Raw genomic sequence first — 25697 nt, 5'->3', positions numbered from 1 at the left:
AACGCCCTCCCCATACACTTTTTCCTTTGCAGAAAACTGCACTTCGTCGGTGCGTACTCCCCTTCGTCGTGTAAGACATTGCCGCTAAAAAACGTGATTGTCTGACAATGCGACGAACCGAGGCGCACCGCTCTAGGATATGACCTAGACTGCCAAACCGGGGAGAAAACCGACCGGTCATCCGGACGAAAAAAAGTCGAAACTTTTCGCAACGGCGACAGGTCAGGTTAGAGGTAGGGCAACAGCGACTGGTGCAGTCCTTGCACTGGTCATTGCAACAGCTCCTTCAGCTGATTCGCTTCGTCGCGTTTGGGTAGCCGTTCGCTTTCCTTGCGTAGCGCTTGTGCGCCTGGCCGCAGGATTCGGCCAATGAAACAACAGCTCTGGCGCTTGCCGGAAACAGATCGAGAAAATGGGAGATATTTATGATCAGTGCTGCCTTGGAACCACAACAAGTTCGTTCTCAATTACCGCCGGCGGCCGGATCGCCGACGGCCCCGGTGCTGGTCACCGGCGGCAAGGCACTGCTCCCTGTCGTTCGACAGAATCCCAATCGCAAGAAAGTCTTGTTCGTCACCTCTGAAATCGCCGATCTGGTCAAGACCGGCGGCCTGGGCGATGTGTCCTCGGCACTGCCCCGGGCCATGGCCGGGCTGCACGACGTCCGGGTGCTGATCCCCGGCTATCCGCAAGTGATGAACAGCGGCAATCCGATCCACATCGTCGGCGAACTGGGCGGCCACGCAGCACTGCCGCCCTGCAAGATCGGGCGCATGGACATGGCCGACGGCCTGGTGATCTACGTACTGATCTGCCCGGAACTGTTTGCCCGCGAAGGCTCTCCCTACGGCGCCAACAACGGTCGCGACTGGCCGGACAACCACATTCGTTTCGCCCGCCTGGGCCTGGCCGCCGCCGACATCGCCGCCAACCTGGCGCAGATCCACTGGTGCCCGGACCTGGTCCACGCCCACGACTGGCCAGCCGGGTTGGCGCCGGCCTACATGCACTGGCGCGGGCAACGCACCCCGACCCTGTTTACCATCCACAACCTGGCGTACCAGGGCGTGGTCAGCCTGGCGTCCTGCCCGGAACTGGGCATCCCCGAGCACGCCCTGCAACAGGAAGGCATGGAGTTCTACGGCAAACTGTCGTTCCTCAAGGCCGGGATGGCCTACTCCAGCCATATCACCACGGTCAGCGCCACCTATGCCCAGGAGATCACCACCCCTGAGTTTGGTTGCGGACTCGACGGCTTCCTGGCTGCCAAGACCCAACAAGGCTTGCTCAGTGGCATCCCCAACGGCATCGATGAAAGCTGGGACTCGGCCACCGACACCCACCTGTTCCGTCAGTTCGCCATGGGCGACTGGGAAGGCAAGGCCGTCAACGCCAGCCATGTGCGTGAACTGTTTGGCCTCGACGACTCCCCTGGCCCGCTGTTCGCCGTGGTGTCGCGCCTGGTCTACCAGAAAGGCCTGGACCTGACCGAAGCGGTCGCCGAGTTCATCGTCGAATCCGGCGGCCAGATCGCCATCATCGGCCGCGGCGAACCGGAGGAAGAACAGGCCATGCGCGAACTGGCACTGCGCTTCCCCGGCCGCATCGGCGTGCGCATCGGCTTCAACGAAACCGATGCGCGGCGGATGTTCGCCGGCAGCGATTTCCTGCTGATGCCGTCGCGCTACGAGCCCTGCGGCTTGAGCCAGATGTACGCCCAGCGTTTCGGCTCGCTGCCGGTGGCGCGCAATACCGGAGGCCTGGCGGACACCATCGAGGATGGCGTCACCGGTTTCCTGTTCGATGAGTCCACCGTGGAGAGCTACCAACAGGCCTTGAGCCGGGCCTTCAAGGTCTTCGAGTTCCCCGACCTGCTCAACGCCATGCGCTGCCGGGCCATGTCGGCACCGTTCAACTGGCGCCAGGCCGTGGAACCCTATGCCGAACTCTACGAACAGCTGGTGGCGAAGTCACTGGGAAAATCGGCCAGACAATGAGGTAACAATGACGTCAAGGACGCCTAATACATGGACCCACGGGGCGGTCATGCTGGATGACGAGCACACCCGCTTCGCCCTCTGGGCCCCGGATGCCTTTTTTGTCAGTGTCGAACTCGACACTGGAGAGTCAATACCGTTACTGCCCCAAGCCGACGGCTGGTTCATGATCCAGACCCGTTGCCCCGCCGGCACCCGCTACCGCTACAACATCGACGGCGAGCTGGAGGTGCCGGACCCGGCCTCTCGCGCCCAGGCCGGCGACATCGACCGTCACAGCGTGGTGGTCGACCCTCATGCCTACCCATGGCGGCACACCCAATGGTGTGGCCGTCCCTGGCACGAAGCCGTCATCTACGAATTGCACGTGGGCGCCCTGGGCGGCTTCAACGGTGTCGAACAGCATTTGGCCCGCCTGGCCGGGCTGGGCGTCACCGCCATCGAGCTGATGCCGCTGGCGCAGTTTCCCGGCGATCGCAACTGGGGCTACGACGGGGTCCTGCCCTACGCGCCCCAAGCCTCCTACGGCACGCCTGAACAACTCAAGCATCTGATCGACAGCGCCCACGGCCATGGGCTGTCCGTCATCCTGGACGTGGTCTACAACCACTTCGGCCCCGACGGCAATTACCTGCATCGCTATGCCAAGGGCTTCTTCCGCGAAGACAAGCACACGCCCTGGGGCGCGGCGATCGATTTCCGCCGCCGCGAAGTGCGAGACTTCTTCATCGACAATGCGCTCATGTGGCTGCTGGAATACCGCTTCGACGGCCTTCGCCTCGACGCGGTACACGCCATCGAAGACCCGGACTTTCTCCAGGAGCTGGCGGCCAGGGTGCGCGAACAGGTGGACCCGGGCCGGCATGTCTGGCTGACCGTGGAAAACGAACACAACCAGGCCAGCCTGCTGGAACAGGGCTACGACGCCCAGTGGAACGACGATGGCCACAATGCCTTGCACGTACTGCTGACTGGCGAGACCGACGCCTACTACGCCGACTATGCCGAGCAGCCGACGGAACAACTGGCACGTTGCCTGAGCCAGGGTTTTGTCTTCCAGGGCCATACCAATCGCCACGGCGAATCCCGGGGCGAACCCAGCGGTCACCTGCCACCGAGCGCATTCGTGCTGTTCCTGCAGAACCATGACCAGGTCGGCAACCGTGCCCTGGGCGAACGCCTGCATCAGCTCGCCCCACCTCAGGCCTTGCACGCGGCGACCGTCTTGTTGCTGTTGTCACCGATGATTCCGCTGCTGTTCATGGGCGATGAGGTGGCCGCCGAACAACCATTCCTGTTCTTTACCAGTCATCACGGCGAACTGGCAGAACTCGTGCGCGAAGGCCGACGCAACGAGTTCAAGGCGTTCAGTGCCTTTGCCGATCCGCAGAAACGCGAGCGAATTCCCGACCCCAACGCGGCCAGCACCTTCGAGGTTTCACGGCCAAGCCTGGAATCGCAACGTGCGGAGCAGCAGGCCAGCGAGGCGCTGTATCGCCAACTGCTGAAAATCCGCCGTGAAGAGATCGTCCCGCGCCTGCCCGGTGCCCAGGCCCTGGGGGCCGATGTGCTGGGCCATGGTGCCGTCAGCGCACGCTGGCGACTGGGCGATGGCAGCGTGTTGCGCATCGACCTGAACCTTGGCGACCAGCCCGTCGCACACCACGCCCCGGAAGAGACACGCATTCTTTTCGAACATCCGCAGCAGATCGTGGGTCTGTTGCAACAGGGCGTCCTCGCGCCCTACAGCGCGCTGGTCAGTCTGACGCAGGCGACAACCTTGCCCAACATCACTGGAGAGCGCCTATGAGCGATGCGCAACTGGAAATCCTCGCCAGCCGAGCGGGCCTGGCGGTGGATTGGATCGATGCCAATGGCCGGGCCCAGAAAGTCTCGGCGGCGGTCTTGCGCTCAGTCCTCACGGGCCTGGGCCACCCAGCTGGAAGTGCCCAGGAAATCGACGCCAGCCTGCTGCAATTGCAGAAAGATCAACAGAACCATCAACTGCCACCGCTGATCACCGCCGATGTCGGGGCCAGCCTGGACTTGAGCCGCTACTTCGAGGCCGGGACACCCTGCGAAATCAAACTCGAAGACGGCGCGACACTGAATCTGAACCTCGATGCCGACGGCAAGCTGCCGGGCATGGTCCCGGTGGGTTATCAGCACGTCAACATCCGGGGCCAGCATTTCACCCTGGCCGTCGCACCCGCCCGCTGCTACAGCGTGGCCGATGCGGTGGACGACCCGACGCCCCGTGCCTGGGGCTTGAGCGCGCAATTGTATGCCCTGCGACGCCCCGGGGACGGCGGTTTCGGTGATACCCAGGCCCTGGAGGAACTGGTGCGGGTGGCCGGCGAACGCGGCGCCGATGCCGTTGCCATCAGCCCGATGCACGCGATGTTCAGCAGCGACACCGGGCGCTACAGCCCTTACTCGCCGTCCAGCCGACTGTTCCTCAACAGCCTGTATGCCGCCCCCGGCACCATCCTCGGCGAACGCGCCCTGCGCACCGCCATCGACGCCACCGGTTTGACCAACCAATTGCGCAACCTGGAAGAGCAGCCGCTGATCGATTGGCCAGTCGCCGCCCAGGCCAAGCAGAAGATTCTCCGCGCCCTGTACGACGGGTTCAGCCAGGGCGCGCACCCGCTGCATGAAGACTTCAGCAGTTTCCGCCACACCAGCGGCGAGGCCCTGGAAAACCATTGCCGCTTCGAGGCCTTGCAGGCCGAACGCGCCGCCCGTGGCGAAAGCCTCGACTGGCGGCAGTGGCCGGAAGAATGGCGCGATCCTCGCAGCGCGGTCCTGGCCCGTTTCGCCGAAGAAAATGCCGACGAAATCGGTTTCTACGCCTTTTGCCAATGGTTGATCGCCCGCTGCCTGGAACGCGCCCAGAGCGCAGCCAAATCCAGCGGCATGGGCATCGGCCTGATCGCCGACCTGGCGGTAGGTGCCGATGGCGCTGGCAGCCAGGCCTGGAGCCGGCAGGACGAACTGCTCGCATCGTTGACCGTGGGCGCACCGCCGGACATTCTCAATCGCTCCGGCCAAGGCTGGGGCATTTCGGCGTTCTCCCCGGAAGGCCTGGTGCGCAACGGCTTTCGCGCCTTCATTGAAATGCTGCGGGCCAACTTTGCCCACGCCGGTGGCTTGCGCATCGATCACGTCATGGGCTTGCAACGGCTCTGGGTGATTCCCAACGACGCCCCACCCAGCGACGGTGCCTACCTGTATTACCCGGTAGACGACCTGTTGCGCTTGCTGGCACTGGAATCCCATCGGCACCAGGCCATCGTGCTGGGCGAAGACCTCGGTACCGTGCCGGATGGCTTGCGGGACAAACTCAGCGCCCGCTCGATCCTCGGCATGCGCGTGCTGCTGTTCGAACAGGACAACACCCACTTCAAACCCATCCTCGACTGGCCGGACAACGCCCTCGCCACCACCAGCACCCATGACTTGCCGACGCTCAACGGCTGGTGGCACGGTCACGACATCGACTGGAACGCCCGCCTGGACCTGATCGACTCCCACACCGAAATCGACTGGCGCAAACACCGCGAGCGCGAACGCGAAGGTCTGCGCCAAGTGTTGAATCAGGATCCGCAGAATTTTCGCGAAGAACACCGCGAGACCGACCAGGTGCTGGATGCCAGCGTGCGCTTCCTCGGCCACACCCGCGCACCGCTGGTGTTGCTGCCGCTCGAAGATGCCCTGGGGATCGAGGAGCAGGCCAACCTGCCCGGCACCATCGATACCCATCCCAATTGGCGCCGCCGCCTGGCCCAGCAGAGCCAGGCGTTGCTGGATCACCCGGACGCCGCCCGGCGTCTGGAAATACTCGCCTGCGCGCGACTTCAGGCGAACGAGCGTGACCGATGAAACAGCCATTGATCCAACCTCTGCGGGCAACATTGCGCCTGCAGTTCCATAAAGGCTTCACCCTGGACGATGCCATACCCCAGGTGCCGTACTTCGCCGCGTTGGGCATCAGCCACATTTATGCCTCTCCATTGCTCAAAGCCCGGGCCGGCTCCATGCATGGCTACGACGTGGTCGATCCGACCCTGGTCAACCCCGAGCTGGGCGGCGAAACCGCGCTCAGGCGCCTGGTTGCAGCCTTGCGCGAGCACCGGATGGGCTTGATCCTCGACATCGTCTCCAATCACATGGCCGTCGGCGGCAATGACAATCCCTGGTGGCTGGATCTACTGGAATGGGGTCGACTCAGCCCCTACGGCGAGTTCTTCGACATCCAATGGCATTCCCCCGACCCGCTGATGGAAGGCCAGCTGTTGCTGCCGTTCCTGGGCAGCGACTACGGCGTGGCCTTGCAGGAAGGCACCTTGCGACTGCGCTTGGATGCCACCCATGGCAGCTTCTACGTCGAACACTATGAACATCGCTTCCCGATTTGCCCGATGCACTACGGCGAGCTGCTCAAACCCGCCGAAACCCTGCCCGTCGAGCAGGCCGAATCGCTCAAGACCCTGGCTGAGCGCTTCACCACGCTGAATTACCAGACCGATGCCCACGCCCTCGCTCGCCCGCTGCAAACGGAGTTGCGGGACCTGGCGGCACACGCCGGCATCCTGGCCGCCGTCGAGGACAACCTGGCTGGCTACGACTCTACCCAGCCCCAGGGTTTCGAACGCCTGCATCAGTTGCTGGAGCGCCAGAGCTACCGGCTCGCCAGCTGGCGCACCGCGGCGGACGACATCAATTGGCGGCGTTTTTTCGATGTCAATGAATTGGGCGGGCTGCGGGTCGAGCGTCCGGCGGTATTCGAAGCCACCCATGCCAAGATCTTCGAATTGATCGGCGAAGGGTTGGTGGATGGGCTGCGGATCGATCACATCGACGGTCTTGCCGACCCTCGTGGTTACTGCCGCAAATTGCGCCGACGCGTGAATTCGCTGTCGCCGACCCGACACCTGCCGATTTTCGTCGAGAAGATCCTCGGCGATGGCGAGACGTTGCGGCGGGACTGGAACATCGACGGCAGTACCGGTTACGAGTTCATGAACCAGGTCTCGCTGTTGCAGCATGACCCGGCCGGTGCCGCCCCCCTGGCCGAATTCTGGAGCCGGCACAGTGAGCGGCCGGCGCACTTCATCGAAGAAGCCCGCCTGGCTCGCCAGCAGATACTCAATGGTTCCTTGGCCGGGGATTTCGAAAGCGTTGCCCAGGCCCTGCTGCAAGTGGCCAGGGACGATGTGATGACCCGCGACCTGACCCTGGGCGCGATTCGGCGGGCCTTGCAGGAATTGGTCGTGCATTTCCCGGTGTATCGCACCTACATCACGCCGTTGGGACGCTCTGCTGAAGACCAGGTGTTTTTCAACCAGGCCCTGGAAGGCGCCCGGCAAACCCTCAGCGAAGCCGACTGGCCAGTGCTCGACTGCCTGGCCGGCTGGCTCGGTGGCATGCCTTGGCGGCAACGCCCCCGCGGCAGCCAGCGCAAACGCCTGCGCCACGCCTGCGTACGCTTCCAGCAACTGACCTCGCCGGCCGCCGCCAAGGCCGTGGAGGACACTGCCCTCTATCGCTCGGCGGTGCTGCTGTCGCGCAATGACGTGGGCTATGACACCGAGCGTTTCAGCGCCCCGGCGCAGGCGTTCCACCAGGTATGCGCCGAACGCCTCGAGCACTTTCCCGACAACCTGATGACCACCGCCACCCACGACCACAAGCGCGGCGAAGACACCCGCGCCAGGCTGGCCGTGCTCAGCGAGCGCGCCGACTGGTACACCGCCAGCGTGGAGCAATGGCGCATCCTCTCGCCTTCGCTGCACAGCGACCCGGCGGCGCCCTCGGCCGGTGATGAACTGATCCTGTACCAGGCGTTGCTCGGCAGCTGGCCCCTGGACCTCGACCTCCATGACCACCAGGCGCTGGCCGCCTACAACGAACGCCTGTGGCAGTGGCAACGCAAGGCTCTGCGCGAAGCCAAGTTGCAAAGCAGCTGGGCGGCGGTCAACGACGCTTATGAGCAAGCCACCCAGATGTTCCTCGAACGCCTGCTGCTGGGCGATGAGGGGCTGCCCTTGCGCAGCGCCATCGCCGAGGCGGTCCAGGCCGTCGCGCCGGCGGGCGCCCTCAACAGTCTGGCGCAAACTTTGCTGCGCATGACCGTACCCGGCGTACCGGACCTGTACCAAGGCAACGAGTTCTGGGACTTCAGCCTGGTGGACCCGGACAACCGCCGCCCAGTGGATTTCCAGGCACGCCGCGAAGCGATGCAGGCCGACAACACCCCAGCCGCGTTGGTACGCGATTGGCGTGACGGCCGGATCAAACAGGCATTGATCGCCCGGACACTGGCCGTGCGAGCCGAGTATCCGCAACTGTGGCGCCAGGGCCGCTACCAACCGCTGGACGTGCTCGGTGAGCAGGCCCATCGGGTACTGGCTTTCATGCGCGAGGACTCGCAGCAACGGGCGGTCGTTGTCGTACCTGTCCATGTGGCGCATTTGCTGGAAAACAGTGCCGTGCCGCTGGTGGCTGCGTCGGATTGGGGCGATACCCGCGTATCGTTACCGTTCGCCGCCAAGGATGAAAAACTGAAGGGACTTTTTTCAAGCGCAACAGTCACACCCCAAAGGGAGCTGCTGATCAGCACCGCGCTGGGGAATTTCCCGGTCAATGTCTTTATCCAACCTTGAGTTGAATCAGGAGCACTGCGATGAGTACCGACGATAAACGCATTCGCGAATTCGCCTATCAGATCTGGGAGTCCGAAGGTAAGCCTGCTGGGCAGGAAAAACGCCACTGGGAGATGGCGCGCAAACTGGCTGAAGCCGAAGCGCTGGCGCCGAGCAAGCCACCCAAGGCCGCGAGTAAATCGGCGGCCAGCAAGACCGATGGCGCCAAGCCTGCTGCAACCAAGGGCACCACGGCCAAGACCGCCGCGAAAAACACCACGCCCAAGGCCAAGCCAGCGGCCAAGCCTGCCGCGGCGACCGCAGCGGTCGTGCCACCGGCGAACAAGGCCGCCGACAAAAAACCTCGGGCACCGCGCAAGCCACCGGCGGTTTGATTCTTCCTACCGATCTCCTCGTCAGGTGGGAGCAAGGCTTGCTCGCGAAACAGGCGCCTCGATGTCTGGAGGAACCCATCGCTTCGTCAAGGGACAGCCTTGCTCTCACAAAGAAGCAACTTTAGTTCCACGTAACGGGATAAATCCCTCGCCACAGGTGAAGGGTGATGCCATCCCTTCGAAGTGAACAACATCGCTGTATCTGTCTGTTTTTTTGCAGGAGCAACTATGACCCGTCCAAACAAAACCACGCCGCCGCCCGTTATCGAGGCTTCGCGGATTCGTGAAGGGCTGCCTTTTCCACTGGGTGCAACCTGGGATGGCCTCGGGGTCAACTTCGCGCTGTTTTCAGCCAATGCCACCAAGGTCGAACTGTGCATTTTCGATGATACCGGCGAAGTCGAACTCGAACGCATCGAGCTGCCGGAGTACACCGACGAGATTTATCACGGTTACCTGCCGGATGCCCACCCGGGATTGATCTATGGCTACCGGGTCTATGGCCCCTATGATCCGGCGAACGGCCATCGCTTCAACCCGAACAAGCTGCTGATCGACCCCTACGCCAAACAGCTGGTCGGTCAATTGAAGTGGTCCGAAGCCCTGTTCGGCTACACCATCGGCCACCCCGACGGCGACCTCAGTTTCGACGAGCGCGACAGTGCCCCGTTCGTGCCAAAGTGCAAAGTCATCGACCCCGCGCACACCTGGGGCCACGACCAGCGCGTCAGCGTGCCTTGGGACAAGACCATCCTGTATGAAACCCACGTGCGCGGCCTTACCATGCGCCACCCGTCGGTGCCCGAGAACCTGCGCGGTACGTTCGCCGGGCTGATGGTCGACGATGTGCTGGAGCATATCCGCAAGCTCGGTGTCTCTTCGGTGGAACTGCTGCCCATCCATGCCTTCGTCAATGACCAGCACTTGCTGCACAAAGGCATGACCAATTACTGGGGCTACAACAGCATTGCCTTCTTCGCGCCCGACCCGCGCTACCTGGCCAGCGGCAAGATCGCCGAGTTCAAGGAGATGGTCGCTCACCTGCACGAGGCCAACCTGGAAGTCATCCTCGACGTGGTCTACAACCACACCGCCGAGGGCAACGAACAGGGCCCCACCCTGTCCATGCGCGGCATCGATAACGCCTCGTACTACCGGCTGATGCCCGACGACAAGCGCTACTACATCAACGACTCCGGAACCGGCAACACCCTGGACCTGAGCCATCCCTGCGTGCTGCAGATGGTCACCGACTCCCTGCGCTACTGGGCCACGGAAATGCACGTCGATGGCTTCCGCTTCGACCTGGCGACCATTCTCGGCCGTTACCATGACGGTTTCGACGAGCGCCACAGCTTCCTCGTCGCCTGTCGCCAGGATCCGGTGCTGCGCCAGGTGAAAATGATCGCCGAGCCTTGGGACTGCGGCCCCGGAGGCTACCAGGTGGGACGCTTCCCGCCAGGTTGGGTCGAGTGGAACGACAAGTTCCGCGACACGGTGCGGGCCTTCTGGAAGGGTGATGACGGCCAGCTCGCCGATTTTGCCAGCCGAATGACCGCCTCGGGCGAGATGTTCAACCAGCGTGGCCGGCGGCCGTATGCCTCGGTGAACTTCGTCACCGCCCACGACGGTTTCACCTTGCATGACCTGGTGTCGTACAACGACAAGCACAACGAAGCCAACGACGAGAACAATCAGGACGGCAGCAATAACAACCTGTCCTGGAACCATGGCGTCGAAGGCCCGACGGATGATCCGCAAATCAATGCGCTGCGCCATCGGCAGATGCGCAACTTCTTCGCCACCCTGCTGCTGGCCCAAGGCACGCCGATGATCGTCGCCGGCGACGAGTTTGCCCGTACCCAGCACGGCAACAACAACGCCTATTGCCAGGACAGCGAGATCGGCTGGGTCAACTGGGACCTGAGCGAGGATGGCGCGGCGCTGCTCAAGTTCGTCAGGCGCCTGATCAAGTTGCGCCTGACCTACCCGATCCTGCGACGCGGACGCTTCCTGGTGGGTAACTACAACGAGGACATCGGCGTCAAGGACGTGACTTGGCTGGCCCCGGACGGCAGCGAAATGACCATCGAACAATGGCAGGACAGCCATGGTCGCTGCCTCGGCATGCTGATGGACGGCCGCGCCCAGGAAACCGGTATTCGGCGCAAAGGGGGCGATGCGACGCTGCTGCTGGTGGTCAACGCGCATCATGACATCGTCAACTTCCGCTTGTCGGAAGTCCCGGAGGGGAGTTTCTGGACCTGTATGGTCGACACCAACCAGCCGACCGTTCGTGGACAGGAGCGCTTCGATTTCGATTCCGAATACTCCGTCACCGGACGCTCGCTGCTGCTGTTCGAACTGCAACGCGAAGAAGAGGATTGAAATACCTGCTGTAAACAGCCATAAGGAACCGCAAGGACGCGGTTTTTTATTCCACACCGTCCAGTTTCAAGAAAAAAATGCAGCTCAGATGCACATGTCACGAGACGGATCGGCTGACATGGTCAATACTTACCCCTGCGGTAGTCTCCAGGATTCGGAGCACTGTGAATCGCAGTCATGCCCCATCGGTGCCATCGGACAGTAGGCCCGGTGCATGGCTGAAAGATTGAATACACACAAGGATGTCGCTTATGAAGCCCGCCTCTCGCCTGCCTGGCCGGCAGCACCCGCAAATCTGGAACAGTGCCGCGCAACTGGCCGATATTCCGATCATCAGTACCCAGACACTCATTCCCGCCGGCGCTCGCGCCGTCATCCTTGCCCCGCACCCGGGCGATGAGATCGGGGCCTGTGGCGGATTGCTGCAGTTGCTGAACAACCTGGACCAGCCCATGTTGCTGATCTCGGTCACCGATGGCGCCCTCGCCCACCCCGGCTCACCGCTGTGGAACGACGAACGCCTGCGTGCACACCGCCCTCATCCCCAGGAAAGCGTCGACGCCCTGCATCGCCTGGGCATCGCTGCCCATGGCCTGCAATGGGTGCGCGGCGGTTTCCCGGAAAAAAACCTGGCCGAGCACGAAACCGAGCTGGCCACGTTCATTGCCCGTCACCTGCGCCCCGGTGACGTGGTGTTCAGCACCTGGCGCCAGGATGGCGACAGCGACCACGACACCGTCGGGCGCGCCGGAGCCCTGGCCGCCGACAGGATCGGAGTGGCGTTCAACGAGCTGCCGGTGTGGGCCTGGCACTGGCCGGTCCGCGAGCAGAATAAAATCCCCTGGCACCGGGCCCGCAAACTGCGGCTCGACGTCTGGACCACCGCCCGCAAACGTCACGCCATGCACGCCTACGTCAGCCAACTCAGCGGCGAACCGGCGAGCGGCATCGCCCCACTGTTGCCCAGGGTCATTCTTGACCGGATGGGCTTGCCCTATGAGATTGTCTTCATTTGAACGCCTGCCTGTTGTTCGCGGTGGCGGTGGTTCAGATACACCGCCATCGCGAGCAAGCTCGCTCCCACATTGGTTCCTTGGGAATGCAACCTCTGCGTGCGCCCCCCTGTGGGAGCAAGGCTTGCCCGCGATGGCGGTGGTACATTCAGTGATGATGTTGGATGTGCCGACGTCTTCGCGAGCAAGCCCGCTCCCACAATGGATCGGTGGGGACACGAAAAATCCGGAACTGCCGGTGTCTTGGATCAGTCGCATGAACAAGTACGTCTGATTCAGGAGTGAACGTGACTCAAGATCCCGATTGGCGAGCTGTCGAACCCATGCCATCGGACGCGCCTGCGGCGGTTCATCGGCTGCGGGTCCTGACGGTCAACACTCATAAGGGCTTCACCGCCCTCAACCGGCGCTTCATCCTGCCCGAATTGCGCGAAGCGGTGCGCAGTACCGGTGCCGATCTGGTGTTCCTGCAAGAAGTACTCGGCGAACATGACCGCCACGCGTCACGCTACGACAACTGGCCCCAGACGTCCCAGTACGAATTCCTCGCCGACAGCATGTGGAGCGACTTCGCCTACGGCCGTAATGCGGTCTACCCCGATGGCCACCATGGCAACGCCTTGCTTTCCAAGTACCCGATCCGCCAATTCCGCAATCTCGATGTGTCCATCACCGGCCCCGAACGGCGCGGGTTGCTGCATTGCGTGCTGGATGTGCCAGGCCACGCCGCGGTCCACGGGATCTGCGTGCATTTGAGCCTGCTGGAAAGCCATCGCCAGCTGCAGCTCAAACTGCTCTGCCAATTGCTCGACTCGCTGCCCGAGGACGCCCCGGTGATCATTGCCGGTGACTTCAATGACTGGCAACTGCGCGGCAACCTCGCCCTGGCCCGCCGAGGTTACTTGCACGAAGCCTTCGAGCACCACCTCGGCCGCCCCGCCAGAACCTATCCGGCCCGCTTCCCGCTGTTGCGCCTGGACCGCATCTACCTGCGCAACGCCAGCAGTCATTCCCCGCAAATACTGGGCAACAAGCCCTGGACCCACCTGAGCGATCATCTGCCGCTTTCGGTGGAAGTGCATTTGTAGAGCGCGCCTTCCCCCACGCTTTCCGCCCTTGGACCTGTAAGTTCTGACAGTAGCGACGCCCTTTATTCGTTGCTAGCGTGCCATTCCATACAGCGAGCGTTGCCAGGCCCTGTGTGCCATCTGTTGTGCAACCGATGCTGAAACCGGTGTCCATGGGGATGCCGATGCAGAGGGATAGCACATGATTCGGCACGATAAAGGATTCAATCGGCTGTTCAACGCCTTGTGGGTATCGGCTCCCTTCCTGTTACCCGCGCCCGCCGCCATGGCAGCCTGCACACTGGCGCCAACCGCAGGCGATGACACCTATGTCTGCGACAGCGGCACCAGCCCCGGGCTGACGGACCTTTCAGGCAACAACAGCCTGACCATGCCCGCCAAAGGCAGCGGCGTCATTACCGGGGATGTCACGTTCGGCACCGGCGTCGATACCCTCGAAATCAACGCCAACGGCGTGATTGATGGTGATGTCGAGCAAGGCTCGGAAGCCGACTCTTTCGTCATGAACGGCGGCAGGATCCTCTCCCTGGCCCAAGGTGATGGTCTCGATCAATTCCTGATGACCGGTGGCACCATCGTCGATGCGTTCGAAGACGGCGACATCGCCAAGATGACGGGCGGTACCATCGGCCGGGTCGACATGAAGCTCGATGACAACGTTTTCGATATGTCCGGTGGCAATATCATCGGCAACCTGGTGACCGGTTTCGGCCAGGACACCATCATCCTCTCCGGGGGACGCATCGGCGGCAATGTCAGTGTCAGCGGCGGCAACGACAGCATTACCGTCAGCGGTGGCGAAATCCTCGGTGAAGTCCGGGCCAGTGCCGGCGATGACCAGTTTCGGTGGAGCGGCGGCCTCATTCACTCGGCCATCCTGATGGGTGACGGCAGCGACACAGCGTTATTGAGCAACCTCAATGAAACCCAGCTCGCTACCACACCCAGCCTGAACGGTGGCGCGGGCCAGGACGTCTTGACCTTCAGTGGCAGCACCTCCAGCACCGGCGCCCGTTATCTCAACTGGGAAACGGTCAACCTCACCCAGGGCTCGCAACTGGACCTCAACGACACACTGACCTTGGGTGACAGCGCCACCGGCACCGGGACGCTCAACATCGAGAGCGGCAGCACGCTGACGGCGACCCAAGGCGTCATCGCCCCTTTTACTGCCGGCCAACTGGCGACACTCAATAACGCCGGCACGATAGACCTTACCCAGGGCAACACCCGCACCAACGACACGCTTACCGTCCAGGGCAATTACGTCGGCGGCAACGGCCAGTTACACGTGCAAACGGTCGTCGGCGCCGATGGCTCGGCCAGCGACAAACTGGTGGTCAATGGCGGGACACTCACCGGCAATACCGCTATCACGGTCACGAACCTGGGCGGCACGGGCGCACTGACGACTCAGGATGGCATCGAAGTGGTCCAGGCCCTGGGTGGCGCGGTCAGTAACGTCAATGCCTTTTCGCTGGCGCAGTCCGTCTCGGCCGGCGCGTTCGATTACCGTCTGTTCAAGGGTGGCGTGAGCGGCAACCCAGACAACTGGTACCTGCGCTCCACCGTGGTCGCCGGGCCGGTAGCGGCGCCCATCCCGACGGCGCCTCCCGCGCCGGGCGCGCCCCCCGCCCCGACGCTGCCGCCCTTGCCAACCGCAGTGCCCGGCGCGGCCCCCATCCCGTTGTATCGCCCGGAAGTGCCGACCTGGTCGGTACTGCCTCCGGCGGCGGCGCAATTGACGTTGATGGCCCTCGGTACGTTCCATGACCGTCAGGGTGACCAGCGCCTGCTCACGGAAACCGGCGCGTTCGGCGCGGGTTGGGGCCGGGTCTATGGCGTAGACCTGGATAAAACCTGGGCCGGTACGGTGACGCCGCAGTTCGATGGGTCGATCAAGGGGTTCCAGGTGGGCAACGATCTGTACAGCTCGCTTCTGTCCGGCGGCCAGACCCAGCGCATTGGCTTCTTCGTCGGGCACACGGAATTGAACGGCGATGTCAAAGGCTTCAACCTGGGGTTCGAAGGCCGGCACGCCGGCAAGATAGAACTCGACGGCGACAGCTACGGGCTCTACTGGACGCTCACCGACCCCAGCGGCGGCTACGTCGACACCGTGGTGATGGGCACGCGATTGAACGGCGACAACCGTTCCGAGCGCGGCCTGAAAATCGACAATCGCGGGCACGCCTTGACCGCTTCGGCAGAGACCGGCTACCCCTTCAAGGTGACCACTGACTGGGACTTTGAACCCCAGGCCCAGATCATCTACCAAAAGGTTTCCCTGGATACGCAAAACGATGGGGTCTCCAAGGTCGAATTCGATTCCGACGGTGCCTGGACCGGCCGCCTCGGTGCGCGCCTCAAGGGCCGCTACCAGGTCAGCGGCATGCCCGTGGAACCGTACTTGCGCACCAATCTCTGGCATACGTTTTCCGGCACCGATTCGGTGATATTCGACGACACCGAACGGGTCGAGACCCAACAGCGCGCCTCCACCGGTGACCTCGGGATTGGCGTCACCGTGAGCCTGGCGCCCACCGTCGCCCTGTACGCCGGCGCGAACTACAGCCAAAACCTCGACAGCAACCAGCAACACAGTGTCATGGGGAACGTCGGTTTGCGGATCAGTTGGTAGACGGGGTCTTGACGCCCCAATAGGCATCACAGTAACCCATTGAAATCAGCGCCTTATTGGCGCTGGTTTCAACTGCCAGGTCAGCGGCCTCGCTTTCGCTTGGGGACTCGAGTGTCCGGGGGGAAGATCGCAGCCTCGTTTCACTCGTCAGCTCCTACATAGCTCCTCTCCTGCATAGCTCCTGCAATGCAGTCCGGCGCAAGCAATCTGCCGCCACTTAAAAAACACCTCCATTAAGGCGTATAACGCTAAAAGCGTTTCATGCCTGCACATGGCTCATTTCATTGATGGAGTAACGACATGACCACAGCCCCCTTCCTCGCCAACCTGTTCCCCGGTGCCGCCGACATCCCCGACGCCTACCGCCTCGAAGGTCGGATCGAGCAGCGCGAATACCTGGTCGATGGCGTCCTGGAAACCTGGCAAGGGCCGCTGGCCGTCGTCCGCAGCCCCGTCTACCTGACCGGCGAGCTGGGTGATGAACAAGTGATTCTCGGCAGCACGCCCCTGCTGGATGCCGAGACCGCCCTCACCGCCCTGGACGCCGCTGTCCGGGCTTACGATCGCGGCCAGGGCCAGTGGCCGACGATGCGCGTCGCCGAGCGCATCCGCCATGTGGAAACCTTCCTGGCGCGCATGCGCGAGCAGCGCGAGGCCGTGGTCAAGTTGCTGATGTGGGAGATCGGCAAAAATCTCAAGGACTCCCAGAAGGAATTCGACCGCACCTGCGATTACATCGTCGACACCATCAATGCCCTCAAGGAACTGGACCGCCGCTCCAGCCGGTTCGAGCTGGAACAGGACACCCTCGGGCAGATCCGCCGCGTTCCCCTGGGCGTGGCGTTGTGCATGGGGCCCTACAACTATCCACTGAACGAAACCTTCACCACCCTGATTCCGGCCTTGATCATGGGCAACACCGTCGTGTTCAAGCCGGCCAAGCTCGGTGTGCTGCTGGTGCGGCCGCTGCTCGAAGCCTTCCGCGACAGCTTCCCGGCGGGTGTGATCAACGTGATCTACGGCAGCGGCCGGGAAACCGTCAGCGCGCTGATGGCCAGCGGCAAGATCGACATCTTCGCCTTCATTGGCACCAACAAGGCCGCCAGCGACCTGAAGAAACTCCACCCGCGCCCGCACCGCTTGCGTGCCGCCCTGGGGCTGGATGCGAAGAATCCCGGGCTGGTGCTGCCGGATGTGGACCTGGACAACGCGGTCAGCGAGGCATTGACTGGCTCGCTGTCCTTCAACGGCCAACGCTGCACGGCGCTGAAAATCCTGTTTGTCCATGAAGACGTGGCACCGGCATTCATCGAAAAATTCAACGCCAGGCTGGCCGGCCTGAAACCCGGCATGCCGTGGGAAGAGGGTGTGGCGCTGACGCCCTTGCCCGAGGCGGGCAAGGTCGACTACCTGCATTCACTGGTCGCCGATGCGGTCGCCAAGGGTGCGGAGGTGAAGAATGTCCACGGTGGCGAATCGCGCAACTCATTCTTCTATCCGGCGGTACTGTACCCGGTGAACACGGCGATGCGGGTCTACCACGAAGAACAGTTCGGCCCGGTCGTGCCCATCGTGCCGTACCGCGACCTCAATACCGTGATCGATTACGTACTGGAGTCCGACTTCGGCCAGCAGCTCAGCATTTTCGGCACCGACCCGGCACAAGTCGGCAAGCTGGTGGACACCTTCGCCAACCAGGTCGGCCGCATCAACATCAACGCCCAGTGCCAGCGTGGCCCGGACACCTTCCCGTTCAATGGTCGGAAGAACTCGGCCGAGGGCACCTTGTCCGTCCATGATGCGCTGCGCACCTTTTCCATCCGCACGCTGGTGGCGACCAAGTTCCAGGAGAGCAACAAGGCGTTGATCAGCGACATCATCCGTGAGCGGGATTCCAACTTCCTGACCACGGACTACATCTTCTGAGCCACGCCCGGTGGGCTACGGCAGGGCTGGGCGACGCCACTTGATGCCCCAGCCCTGTTGCATGCCGGCAGCCGCCAGCAGGATCGCCGCCACCCCCAGCCACTGCAGCGGTTCGAGGCGATGGCCGAAGGCGAACCAGTCGACGAAGATCGCCGCGATGGGATAGATGAACGACAGGGCCCCGGTCAACGCGGTCGGCAACCGTTGGATGGCGCTGTACAGCAGCACGTACATCACGCCGGTATGCACCATGCCCAGGGTCAACAGGCTGGCCCAGGCCTGGGTGTGTTGCGGTAACGCCGAGAAGTTCGCCCAGGGCGCCAACAGCAATACGCCGGTGCTGACCTGGATCAGGGCGATCAGATGGGGTGGCGTGCCCGTCAGGCGCTTGATGATCAACGCCGCGACGGCGTACAACAACGCAGCCCCCAGCGCCAACGCAATGCCCAGCAGATAGTCACCGCCGCCCTGCCCTTGCTCACCATGGGCACTGACGATGGCCAGCATTCCGAGAAACGACACCGCCAGCCAGAACAGTTTTTGCGTGGTGATCTTCTCCCCCAGGAACAACGCCGCCAGCCCTACCAACATGAATGGCTGGACGTTGTACACCGCCGTGCCGATGGCAATCGAAGCACGGGAGTAAGAGGCAAATAACAACACCCAGTTACCGACGATCGCCACTCCACTGAGCACCGCCAGCAGGAAGGTGGCACGGGTGAGGATGCCGGGCCGCAAAAAGCCGAAACCGGCGCAGATCAGCAGCAAAGTCACGGCACCGAACACGCAGCGCCAGAACACCACATCCAGCACCGGCAAACCGGAAACCAGCACGAACCAACCAATGGTTCCGGAGATCAGCATGGCGGCGGTCATTTCCAGCGAACCACGGCGTAAGGTCTTGTCCATCTTCAGGCTCCTTCAGCAAGTGGGCACAGTATGCCGAGCCGACTGGGGCCTTCTCCATGGCTTGAAAAAGGCTAAACTGCGTTTCGACCTTTTTTATCAAGGCAACTTCACGCATTCGCCTAATGGAGCTGAAATGACTGACGACATTGACCAGATCCTCATCAGCGCCCTGATGGAAGACTCCCGACGCTCTCTCAAGGCCCTGGCAAACCTCAGCGGCCTGTCCTCCCCCAGTGTCGCCGAACGTCTTCGCCGGCTCGAGGAACGGGGCGTGCTCAGGGGCTACACCGTCGAGGTGGACCCCAAGTGCTTCGGCTATCAACTCCAGGCCATCGTGCGCATCCGCCCGCTGCCAGGGCAGTTGCAGGAAGTGGAGCGGCAGATCCAGGCCATCGCTGAATTCACCGAATGCGACAAGGTTACCGGCGACGACTGCTTCATCGCACGCCTGCATGTGCGCTCGATGGAACAGCTGGATACCTTGCTGGACAAGCTCAATGTCCACGCCGAGACCAATACAGCCATTGTCAAGAAGAGCCCGGTCAAGCGGCGGTTGCCGCCGATGGCGTGAGTGGAAACCGGCCTCGGGTCGTCCGAGGCCGGGAAGAGGGTTATTCGAGTTCTTCCAACTCGGGGCTGCGCTGCACTTTGTGCACTTGTTCCTCAGGCGCGTTGCTCGCTTTGATCAACTTCAGCGTCTGGAGCTTGGTGCAGGCATTGACGCCATCGGCATAGACGCCGCTGTGGTTGCACTTCCAGTCATAGAAATTGGCCAGGGCTCCGGACAGTTGCAGGCTGTAGTCCGTGCTTTGCGTACCCGGGCTGAACGGTTGACCGGCCGGAATGTTCTGGAACCATTGCATCCAGACATCGCCCCCCACAGTTGGCGGGTTGGCCTGGAACGTCGGGTTCATGATCGCCAATTGCTGGTACTCGGCGGTCATGTGGCAACTCAGGCAGGACGCCTGGGGATTGTCCACCGGCCCATTGAGTCGCCCATTCCAACCCAGGTGGGTCGGTGGCAGTTCCTGGGTGTTGGCGTTGATCGCGGTCTGTTTCAGGGCCGGGTTGATCTTGGTGACCACCGGCTTGGGGTTGGTGAAGTCGTTGCCGGTTTCCTTGGGATCATTGCCCCACATGATCCCCACCGGCACCAGGTTGTTCCAGTTCGCCTTGCCGGTCTTGGCGCCGTTGTATTGGAATGTGCCGAACAGCCAGCCGGTATCGCTCACGCGGGTGTCGCGCACGGCAATGTCCATCTGAATCAGCGCCACTTTGGTGACGTGCCGTTTTGTGGAAGTGAAGGTTTCGGCGGTGTAGGCGTTCCAGAGCAATGGGTTCGCCAGGAACGGCACTGTCTTGACGTCTATATCGGCGAACAGCGCCTTGCAGACCACCGTGCCGTTGGCAAAGCTCTTGGGTTTGGAGGTATAGCTTGGGTCTGGATTATCCGGGTCTTTCCAGACCTGGCCGATGGTGTAGGCCCCTATGTCGTTATAGATACCCACCGCGTAGGTCTGCCCGCTGTCGGTCTGCGTACTTGCCAGTTGCCCAGGCTGAATCGGTGCCTCCTTGGTCAGCCCGCTGATGCCTTCACGACCGTTGGGACCATAATGCTGCCAAGGCATGTGATACCACTGGCGAACCTTGTTCTTCTGTACTTTCCAGCCGATTTCAGTATTGCCTTCCAAGCAATATTTTTTCACTTCCTCCATGTACGGGCGCCAGGTTTCAAAGTCATTGGAGAATGTCTTGGGCAAATGTTGGAAAAATGCCGGTACCGACGATGCGCCCGGGGCCACCTTCGGATAATCCTGGCTGAGCTGGAACGGGGCTCCGGAGTATGCGCTCTTGGGCGGGGCGTAGCCGAAATCGGGGAAGACTCCGGCATGGACACTAGCGGTGGACAATGCCCCCGTCAGGGCCAGCCACGCGATGATCTTTCCTTGAGACTGCTTCATCAATATCTCCTTATAGGGAAGCGCCTGCTACCGCATCGGATTCCTGGCCGATGTGCAGGGCCTCCTTCTGTTATCAGGCTGCAGCACGATGCCCAAGCCTGCTCACGGTCCTGCGGAGTCGCCTTGATAGCCTCCCGATCCCAACGAACGGCCACGACCAGACCGGGCTCGGTGGCCAAATACGTGATAGGGGAACTTCAGGCAGGTAACCAAGCGATCCACTTCTTGCCTCCCATGGCAATACGCTTCCATTTCCTAGGTGTAGATCATTTATCCGAAGGTGCCATCTGTTTCAGATTTTTTGTTGGCCATTGGCCATAACTCGAAACACGGGCGAAAAAAAGCCCGCCGAAGCGGGCTTTTCGTTCATCGCGGATGCAATCAGTCGTCACGACCCATCAGGCCGAACAGCTGCAGCAGGCTGACGAACAGGTTGTAGATCGATACATACAGGCTGACAGTCGCCATGATGTAGTTGCGCTCGCCGCCGTGGATGATGGCGCTGGTCTGATACAGGATGCAGACCGACGAGAACAACACGAAGCCGGCGCTGATCGCCAGTTGCAGGCCGCTGATCTGGAAGAAGAAGCTGGCCAGCACGGCGCCCATCAGGACGAAGAAACCCGCGGTGATGAAACCGCCGAGGAAACTCATGTCCTTGCGGGAAATCAGCACGTAGGCCGACAGGCCACCAAATACCAGGGCGGTCATGGCAAAGGCCGAGCTGACCACTTCGGCACCGCCCTGCATTTGCAGGTAGCGATTGAGGATCGGGCCGAGCAGGAAGCCCATGAAGCCGGTCAGGGCGAAAGCCGACACCAGGCCCCAGGCCGAATCACGGAGTTTGTTGGTGAGGAAGAAAAGGCCATAGAAACCGATCAGCACGACGAAGATGTTCGGGTAACCCACCCGCATCTGTTGTGCGACGTAGGCCATCACACCGCTGAAAGCGAGTGTGAGTGCCAGCAGGCCATAAGTGTTGCGCAGGACGCGGCTAACCTCTAGCTGCTCAGCCTGCACGCTGTTGTTCACTGCGTAATCCTGTTCGCGCATGGCGACACTCCTCCGGTTTTGAAACATTCAGTGGCAAGGATCATAACAGACGCTCTGTAACAAGCTACGTAGAGAGTTTGACAGTGTGTTTCATTCCGGTATTATGGCGCCCGCAACGCAATACGGAGGTGTGGCCGAGTGGTTTAAGGCAACGGTCTTGAAAACCGTCGACTGTAACAGGTCCATGAGTTCGAATCCCATCGCCTCCGCCATCTTCTAACGTCAAAGCCCTGATTATTCAGGGCTTTTTCGTGTCTGGCATTCTGAATACCTATCGCAGCTTCAGCATTGGACATCGCTATGGCAAACCCCGCCCCGCCACTCAAGGAAAGAAAAGTGACCAGCAAAACCATCGGCTCCATCGGTGCTGCAATCATCGGCATCGTCTTGTTGTGCGTACTGTTCGGCAGTTGGTACACGGTCGACGAGACCGAGCGTGGCGTGCTGCTGCGCAATGGGGCGCTGGTCGGGGTGGTTGAACCGGGATTGTCCTTCAAGACGCCCTTCATCGAATCCGTACGCATGATCAGCGTCCAGAGCCAAGTCACCGCTTACGAAGACCTGCAGGCCTACAGCAAGGACCAACAGTCCGCCCAGCTCAAGGTGTCCGTGTCCTGGCATATCGCCCCGTCCGATGTGGCGAAGGTCTATACCCAGTTCAAGGACCTTGAAGGCATCCGCGACCGGATGATCAGCCGCCAGGTGCCGACCCAGGTGGAAAACGTCTTTGGCAAGTTCAACGCCGTGGCTGCCGTGCAGAACCGCGTCCAACTGGTCAACGATATTTCCACGGCCATCAAGGCCACCATTACCGGGCCGGTGATCATCGACAGCGTCCAGGTCGAAAACATCGATTTCAGCGATGCCTACGAAAAAGCCATCGAGGCGCGCATGGCCGCTGAAGTCCAGGTCAAGACCCGCGAACAACAGCTCGCCACCGAGCAGGTCCAGGCCCAGATCCGCGTGACCCAGGCCCAGGCGGAAGCCGATTCGCAAGTGGCCCAGGCCAAGGCGGACGCACTGGCGACCGAGCTGCGGGGCAAAGCCGAAGCCGAGGCCATCAAGGCGCGGGCCCAGGCCCTGGCCAGCAACCAGAACCTGGTGGAACTGACCAAGGCCGAACGCTGGAATGGCGTGCTGCCCACCACCGTGCTGCCGAACAGCGCCATGCCCTTCATCGACATCAAGTGACACCCCAGGCGCGGCCTCCCTGGCCGCGCCAGCTCCATCCCGGCGCGCCCCGAGCAAGCGTCGCCCCTCTCGTTAGCGCTACACTGCCAATGAATCCGACGTCCATCGTTAGCAGGGAGCTCAACGTGTACCCAGGCAAAAGCAGATCGACACGCCCTACCGTACGACGATTATCTCGTCTCCCCTTCGGCTCAGGCCTTGAGCAACTCCCTCCCCCCGGCAATTCACCGACGCATTCGATAAGCACCCTGGACAGGAGAGTCGCGTGACCACTCTTATCAAGAAATATAAATGGCCTGCCCTGTTGGCCGTCGCGCTTATTGTGTTTTCCGCACTGATATTCTTTTTGATCAAGTCATACACGTACGACTCATCGACCTACTTCGAGTCCCGCGACTTCATTCGTCAACTCAAACAATCCGATGCGAACTGGAACGGCAAGATCCTGAGGAAAAAGATCGGCATCAACAACAACCTGTCACTGGCCCCGCCCCCGGAGGCCGACAGTCGCTGGCAGCAGTTGGAACGACTCAACAATTCAGGCCCCTTGGCGGCGCTTTGGGCGTCCCGGCGCCAGGGTTATGTGGATGCCGTCAAGAACAAGACCTTGCTGGTTGAGCAATTCGAACAACACAACGCCCATCTGCGCACGTCCCTGGATGCGCTGCCGCAGGTCGAAGACCAGATTCAAGCGCTGCTCGAGGACATGCACATCGAAAGCCCCATGGAGCGCCTGACCGCGGCGTCCAATGTGCTTGAGTTGACCCTGACGACACTGGAGTTCGGGCTTTATGTCACGACAGACAAAGCCCGGGAAGTACAAGGCAAGCTGACTGAGCTGGAGCCGTACATTCACCAGTTGCCCGCCACCTATCAGGCGCCTTTCATCAGCCTCATCCAGCACGTCAAGACCATTGTCCAGGAGCAACCGGTGGTCAATGACCTGCTTGACCGCATCAGCGTCATTCCGGTTGCCCAGGAACTGGACAACATCAATGAGCTGTTGAACGAGACACAGCGCAGGACCGCCGCTACCGACCGTCAATACCACATCTACCTGGCCGTGTGCGCCAGCCTGATGGCACTGCTGATGATCTACCTGGCGGTGCGCCTGGTTCGCAGCTATGCCGTGATCAATCAGATCAACCAAGCGTTACAATCGTCCAACGAACGCCTGGAAGAGCGCGTGCAGGAGCGTACCCGTGAATTGAAGGAAGCCGAACGCGAACTGGTGGACGCGGCCCGAATGGCGGGCATGGCCGAAATCGCGACGAATGTGTTGCACAACGTCGGCAATGTGCTCAACAGCGTCAATATTTCCGCCGAGCTGGTGACCCGCAAGTTGAGGAGCAGCAAGACGCTCGGACTCACCAAAGCCGTCAACATGATGAACGAACATGCCGAGGACCTTGGCCGGTTCATTACCCTTGATGAAAAAGGCCGGTTGCTGCCGCGTTACTTCAACGAGTTGGTCGACTCCATTGCCGCCGAACAGAAACTGCTTATCGATGAATTGGCACAGTTGACCAAGAGCATCGATCACATCAAGGAAATCGTCACGACTCAACAGACTTACGCAGGGGCCGCCAGGCTGATCGAACCGCTTAATGTCAGCGACCTGTTCGAAGATGCGCTGCGCATGAACTCGGGTGCCCTGAGCCGGCATCACGTCTGCGTCATCAAGGATTACCATGACGTACCCGCGATCATGGGAGACAAGCACAGGTTATTGCTGATCCTGATCAACTTGATCAGCAACGCCAAATTCGCCATGTCGCACATCAGCGAACATCCGCGTGAAATGACCCTGGGGATCCGTATCCTCGACGAAACCAAGCTGTGCCTGAGCGTCAAGGACTGCGGAGAAGGCATTTCCCCAGAGAACCTGACGCGCATCTTCAACCATGGTTTCACCACCCGCAAGGATGGTCATGGCTTTGGCCTGCACAGCTGCGCCCTGGCGGCGGTTGAAATGAACGGCCGCCTCCATGTCCATAGCGACGGCCCCGGGCAAGGTGCCCTGTTTACCCTGGAGATCCCGTTGGAGCTGGCGCGCGCCTGATCAGCGAAACACGCAGGCTGAGCCACCGCCATCGCGAGCAAGCTCGCTCCCACAGGGGATCTATGATGGACGCACTCTTGATGGGCACCCGGGAAAAACTGTGGGAGCGAGCTTGCTCGCGATGGCGGCGTGGCTGTCACCCAGATTTCGAATGTACTGACCGCATCGCGAGCAGGCTCGCTCCCACCTATTTCGTGTTCCCAGGCCGGCCGCTACGGTTTCTCCGGGTCGGCAATGCCGCCGCGTAGGCCAGCGCCTCCTCCCGGGACGCAAAGGAGCCCAACCGGTCAGCCTGGGTACAGACTCGCCATGGGCCGCTGTTTACGCTGAGCACGTCATAACCGTTGATGTGCATTTTCGTCATCATCGCAGTACTCATGATCACCTCCGACTTCAACAAGGGTGCATCGCCTACCATACACGCTG

17 protein-coding genes and 1 tRNA gene are annotated in these 25697 nt (G+C 61.6%); 14 read left to right on the top strand and 4 right to left on the bottom strand.

What is annotated here, in order from left to right; genetic code table 11:
* Positions 1-425: 425 nt before the first annotated feature.
* The 10 genes from glgA to BLU85_RS11785 all read left to right on the top strand — a co-directional run bounded on the left by glgA (position 426) and on the right by BLU85_RS11785 (position 18095).
* Positions 426-1997: a glycogen synthase GlgA gene (gene glgA, locus BLU85_RS11830; RefSeq protein ID WP_092199451.1), complete on the top strand. Its 1572-nt coding sequence runs from the start codon at positions 426-428 to the stop codon at positions 1995-1997.
* A 7-nt stretch (positions 1998-2004) separates the two neighbouring features.
* Entirely contained in the window at positions 2005-3807 is a 1803-nt protein-coding gene (gene treZ / locus BLU85_RS11825) for a malto-oligosyltrehalose trehalohydrolase (protein WP_092199448.1), read from the top strand.
* Positions 3804-5882: a 4-alpha-glucanotransferase gene (gene malQ / locus BLU85_RS11820; protein ID WP_092199445.1), complete on the top strand. Its 2079-nt coding sequence runs from the start codon at positions 3804-3806 to the stop codon at positions 5880-5882. The genes treZ and malQ overlap by 4 nt, the downstream gene beginning before the upstream one ends.
* Positions 5879-8665, top strand: coding sequence for a malto-oligosyltrehalose synthase (locus tag BLU85_RS11815; protein ID WP_092199442.1), 2787 nt, complete (start codon positions 5879-5881; stop codon positions 8663-8665). The genes malQ and BLU85_RS11815 overlap by 4 nt, the downstream gene beginning before the upstream one ends.
* A gap of 20 nt (positions 8666-8685) precedes the next feature.
* A complete protein-coding gene (locus BLU85_RS11810) occupies positions 8686-9039 on the top strand; it encodes a DUF2934 domain-containing protein (protein ID WP_092199439.1) in 354 nt (117 codons plus the stop codon).
* Between the two features lie 228 nt (positions 9040-9267).
* Positions 9268-11427, top strand: a complete 2160-nt coding sequence (gene glgX / locus BLU85_RS11805; protein ID WP_092199436.1) for a glycogen debranching protein GlgX — start codon at positions 9268-9270, stop codon at positions 11425-11427.
* Between the two features lie 251 nt (positions 11428-11678).
* Positions 11679-12443: a PIG-L deacetylase family protein gene (locus BLU85_RS11800; RefSeq protein WP_092199433.1), complete on the top strand. Its 765-nt coding sequence runs from the start codon at positions 11679-11681 to the stop codon at positions 12441-12443.
* 320 nt (positions 12444-12763) lie between these two features.
* A complete protein-coding gene (locus tag BLU85_RS11795; protein WP_219738694.1) occupies positions 12764-13528 on the top strand; it encodes an endonuclease/exonuclease/phosphatase family protein in 765 nt (254 codons plus the stop codon).
* Positions 13529-13709: 181 nt separating this feature from the next.
* Positions 13710-16169 (top strand): autotransporter family protein, encoded by a 2460-nt coding sequence (locus BLU85_RS11790; RefSeq protein WP_092199429.1) that lies wholly within the window; start codon positions 13710-13712, stop codon positions 16167-16169.
* 300 nt (positions 16170-16469) lie between these two features.
* Positions 16470-18095 carry an NADP-dependent glyceraldehyde-3-phosphate dehydrogenase gene (locus tag BLU85_RS11785; RefSeq protein WP_092199426.1) on the top strand — a complete coding sequence of 542 codons (1626 nt, stop codon included), beginning with the start codon at positions 16470-16472 and terminating at the stop codon, positions 18093-18095.
* Between the two features lie 15 nt (positions 18096-18110).
* On the opposite strand, the gene BLU85_RS11780 is transcribed toward BLU85_RS11785, so the two are convergent.
* Entirely contained in the window at positions 18111-19004 is an 894-nt protein-coding gene (locus BLU85_RS11780; protein WP_092199423.1) for a DMT family transporter, read from the bottom strand.
* Positions 19005-19137: 133 nt separating this feature from the next.
* Here BLU85_RS11780 and BLU85_RS11775 point away from each other — a divergent pair, with 133 nt between their 5' ends.
* A complete protein-coding gene (locus BLU85_RS11775; protein WP_092199420.1) occupies positions 19138-19575 on the top strand; it encodes an Lrp/AsnC family transcriptional regulator in 438 nt (145 codons plus the stop codon).
* A 40-nt stretch (positions 19576-19615) separates the two neighbouring features.
* Here BLU85_RS11775 and BLU85_RS11770 read toward each other — a convergent pair whose 3' ends face one another.
* Both BLU85_RS11770 and BLU85_RS11765 read right to left on the bottom strand, forming a co-directional pair.
* Entirely contained in the window at positions 19616-20965 is a 1350-nt protein-coding gene (locus tag BLU85_RS11770) for a hypothetical protein (protein WP_092199417.1), read from the bottom strand.
* A gap of 381 nt (positions 20966-21346) precedes the next feature.
* Positions 21347-22018 (bottom strand): Bax inhibitor-1/YccA family protein, encoded by a 672-nt coding sequence (locus tag BLU85_RS11765; RefSeq protein ID WP_025213780.1) that lies wholly within the window; start codon positions 22016-22018, stop codon positions 21347-21349.
* A 124-nt stretch (positions 22019-22142) separates the two neighbouring features.
* Here BLU85_RS11765 and BLU85_RS11760 point away from each other — a divergent pair.
* From BLU85_RS11760 to BLU85_RS11750, 3 genes are all read left to right on the top strand, one after another.
* Positions 22143-22230 (top strand) — tRNA-Ser (locus BLU85_RS11760).
* Between the two features lie 124 nt (positions 22231-22354).
* A complete protein-coding gene (locus BLU85_RS11755) occupies positions 22355-23209 on the top strand; it encodes a prohibitin family protein (RefSeq protein WP_081015426.1) in 855 nt (284 codons plus the stop codon).
* Between the two features lie 265 nt (positions 23210-23474).
* Complete coding sequence (locus BLU85_RS11750) at positions 23475-25271, top strand: DAHL domain-containing protein (protein WP_092199414.1); 1797 nt, start codon at positions 23475-23477, stop codon at positions 25269-25271.
* Between the two features lie 187 nt (positions 25272-25458).
* Here the strand turns inward: BLU85_RS11750 and BLU85_RS11745 are convergent, their stop codons facing one another.
* The gene (locus BLU85_RS11745; RefSeq protein ID WP_092199992.1) at positions 25459-25650 is read right to left on the bottom strand and encodes a DUF2188 domain-containing protein; all 192 of its coding nucleotides are present in this window, start codon (positions 25648-25650) and stop codon (positions 25459-25461) included.
* Between the last annotated feature and the right edge of the window lie 47 nt (positions 25651-25697).

The sequence above is a fragment of the Pseudomonas sp. NFACC14 genome (assembly GCF_900106885.1).
GTDB classification, from domain to species: Bacteria; Pseudomonadota; Gammaproteobacteria; order Pseudomonadales; family Pseudomonadaceae; genus Aquipseudomonas; species Aquipseudomonas fluorescens_AA.
This window is presented reverse-complemented; position numbering and strand designations above follow the sequence as displayed.

What these genes read in the sequence shown, in the direction of transcription:
- BLU85_RS11765 (WP_025213780.1), bottom strand. Translation starts at nt 22,018, where the DNA reads ATGCGCGAACAGGATTACGCAGTGAACAACAGCGTGCAGGCTGAGCAG.
- treZ (WP_092199448.1), top strand. Translation starts at nt 2,005, where the DNA reads ATGACGTCAAGGACGCCTAATACATGGACCCACGGGGCGGTCATGCTG.
- BLU85_RS11785 (WP_092199426.1), top strand. Translation starts at nt 16,470, where the DNA reads ATGACCACAGCCCCCTTCCTCGCCAACCTGTTCCCCGGTGCCGCCGAC.
- glgA (WP_092199451.1), top strand. Translation starts at nt 426, where the DNA reads ATGATCAGTGCTGCCTTGGAACCACAACAAGTTCGTTCTCAATTACCG.
- BLU85_RS11800 (WP_092199433.1), top strand. Translation starts at nt 11,679, where the DNA reads ATGAAGCCCGCCTCTCGCCTGCCTGGCCGGCAGCACCCGCAAATCTGG.
- BLU85_RS11790 (WP_092199429.1), top strand. Translation starts at nt 13,710, where the DNA reads ATGATTCGGCACGATAAAGGATTCAATCGGCTGTTCAACGCCTTGTGG.
- BLU85_RS11815 (WP_092199442.1), top strand. Translation starts at nt 5,879, where the DNA reads ATGAAACAGCCATTGATCCAACCTCTGCGGGCAACATTGCGCCTGCAG.
- BLU85_RS11795 (WP_219738694.1), top strand. Translation starts at nt 12,764, where the DNA reads ATGCCATCGGACGCGCCTGCGGCGGTTCATCGGCTGCGGGTCCTGACG.
- malQ (WP_092199445.1), top strand. Translation starts at nt 3,804, where the DNA reads ATGAGCGATGCGCAACTGGAAATCCTCGCCAGCCGAGCGGGCCTGGCG.
- BLU85_RS11775 (WP_092199420.1), top strand. Translation starts at nt 19,138, where the DNA reads ATGACTGACGACATTGACCAGATCCTCATCAGCGCCCTGATGGAAGAC.
- glgX (WP_092199436.1), top strand. Translation starts at nt 9,268, where the DNA reads ATGACCCGTCCAAACAAAACCACGCCGCCGCCCGTTATCGAGGCTTCG.
- BLU85_RS11770 (WP_092199417.1), bottom strand. Translation starts at nt 20,965, where the DNA reads ATGAAGCAGTCTCAAGGAAAGATCATCGCGTGGCTGGCCCTGACGGGG.
- BLU85_RS11780 (WP_092199423.1), bottom strand. Translation starts at nt 19,004, where the DNA reads ATGGACAAGACCTTACGCCGTGGTTCGCTGGAAATGACCGCCGCCATG.
- BLU85_RS11745 (WP_092199992.1), bottom strand. Translation starts at nt 25,650, where the DNA reads ATGAGTACTGCGATGATGACGAAAATGCACATCAACGGTTATGACGTG.
- BLU85_RS11810 (WP_092199439.1), top strand. Translation starts at nt 8,686, where the DNA reads ATGAGTACCGACGATAAACGCATTCGCGAATTCGCCTATCAGATCTGG.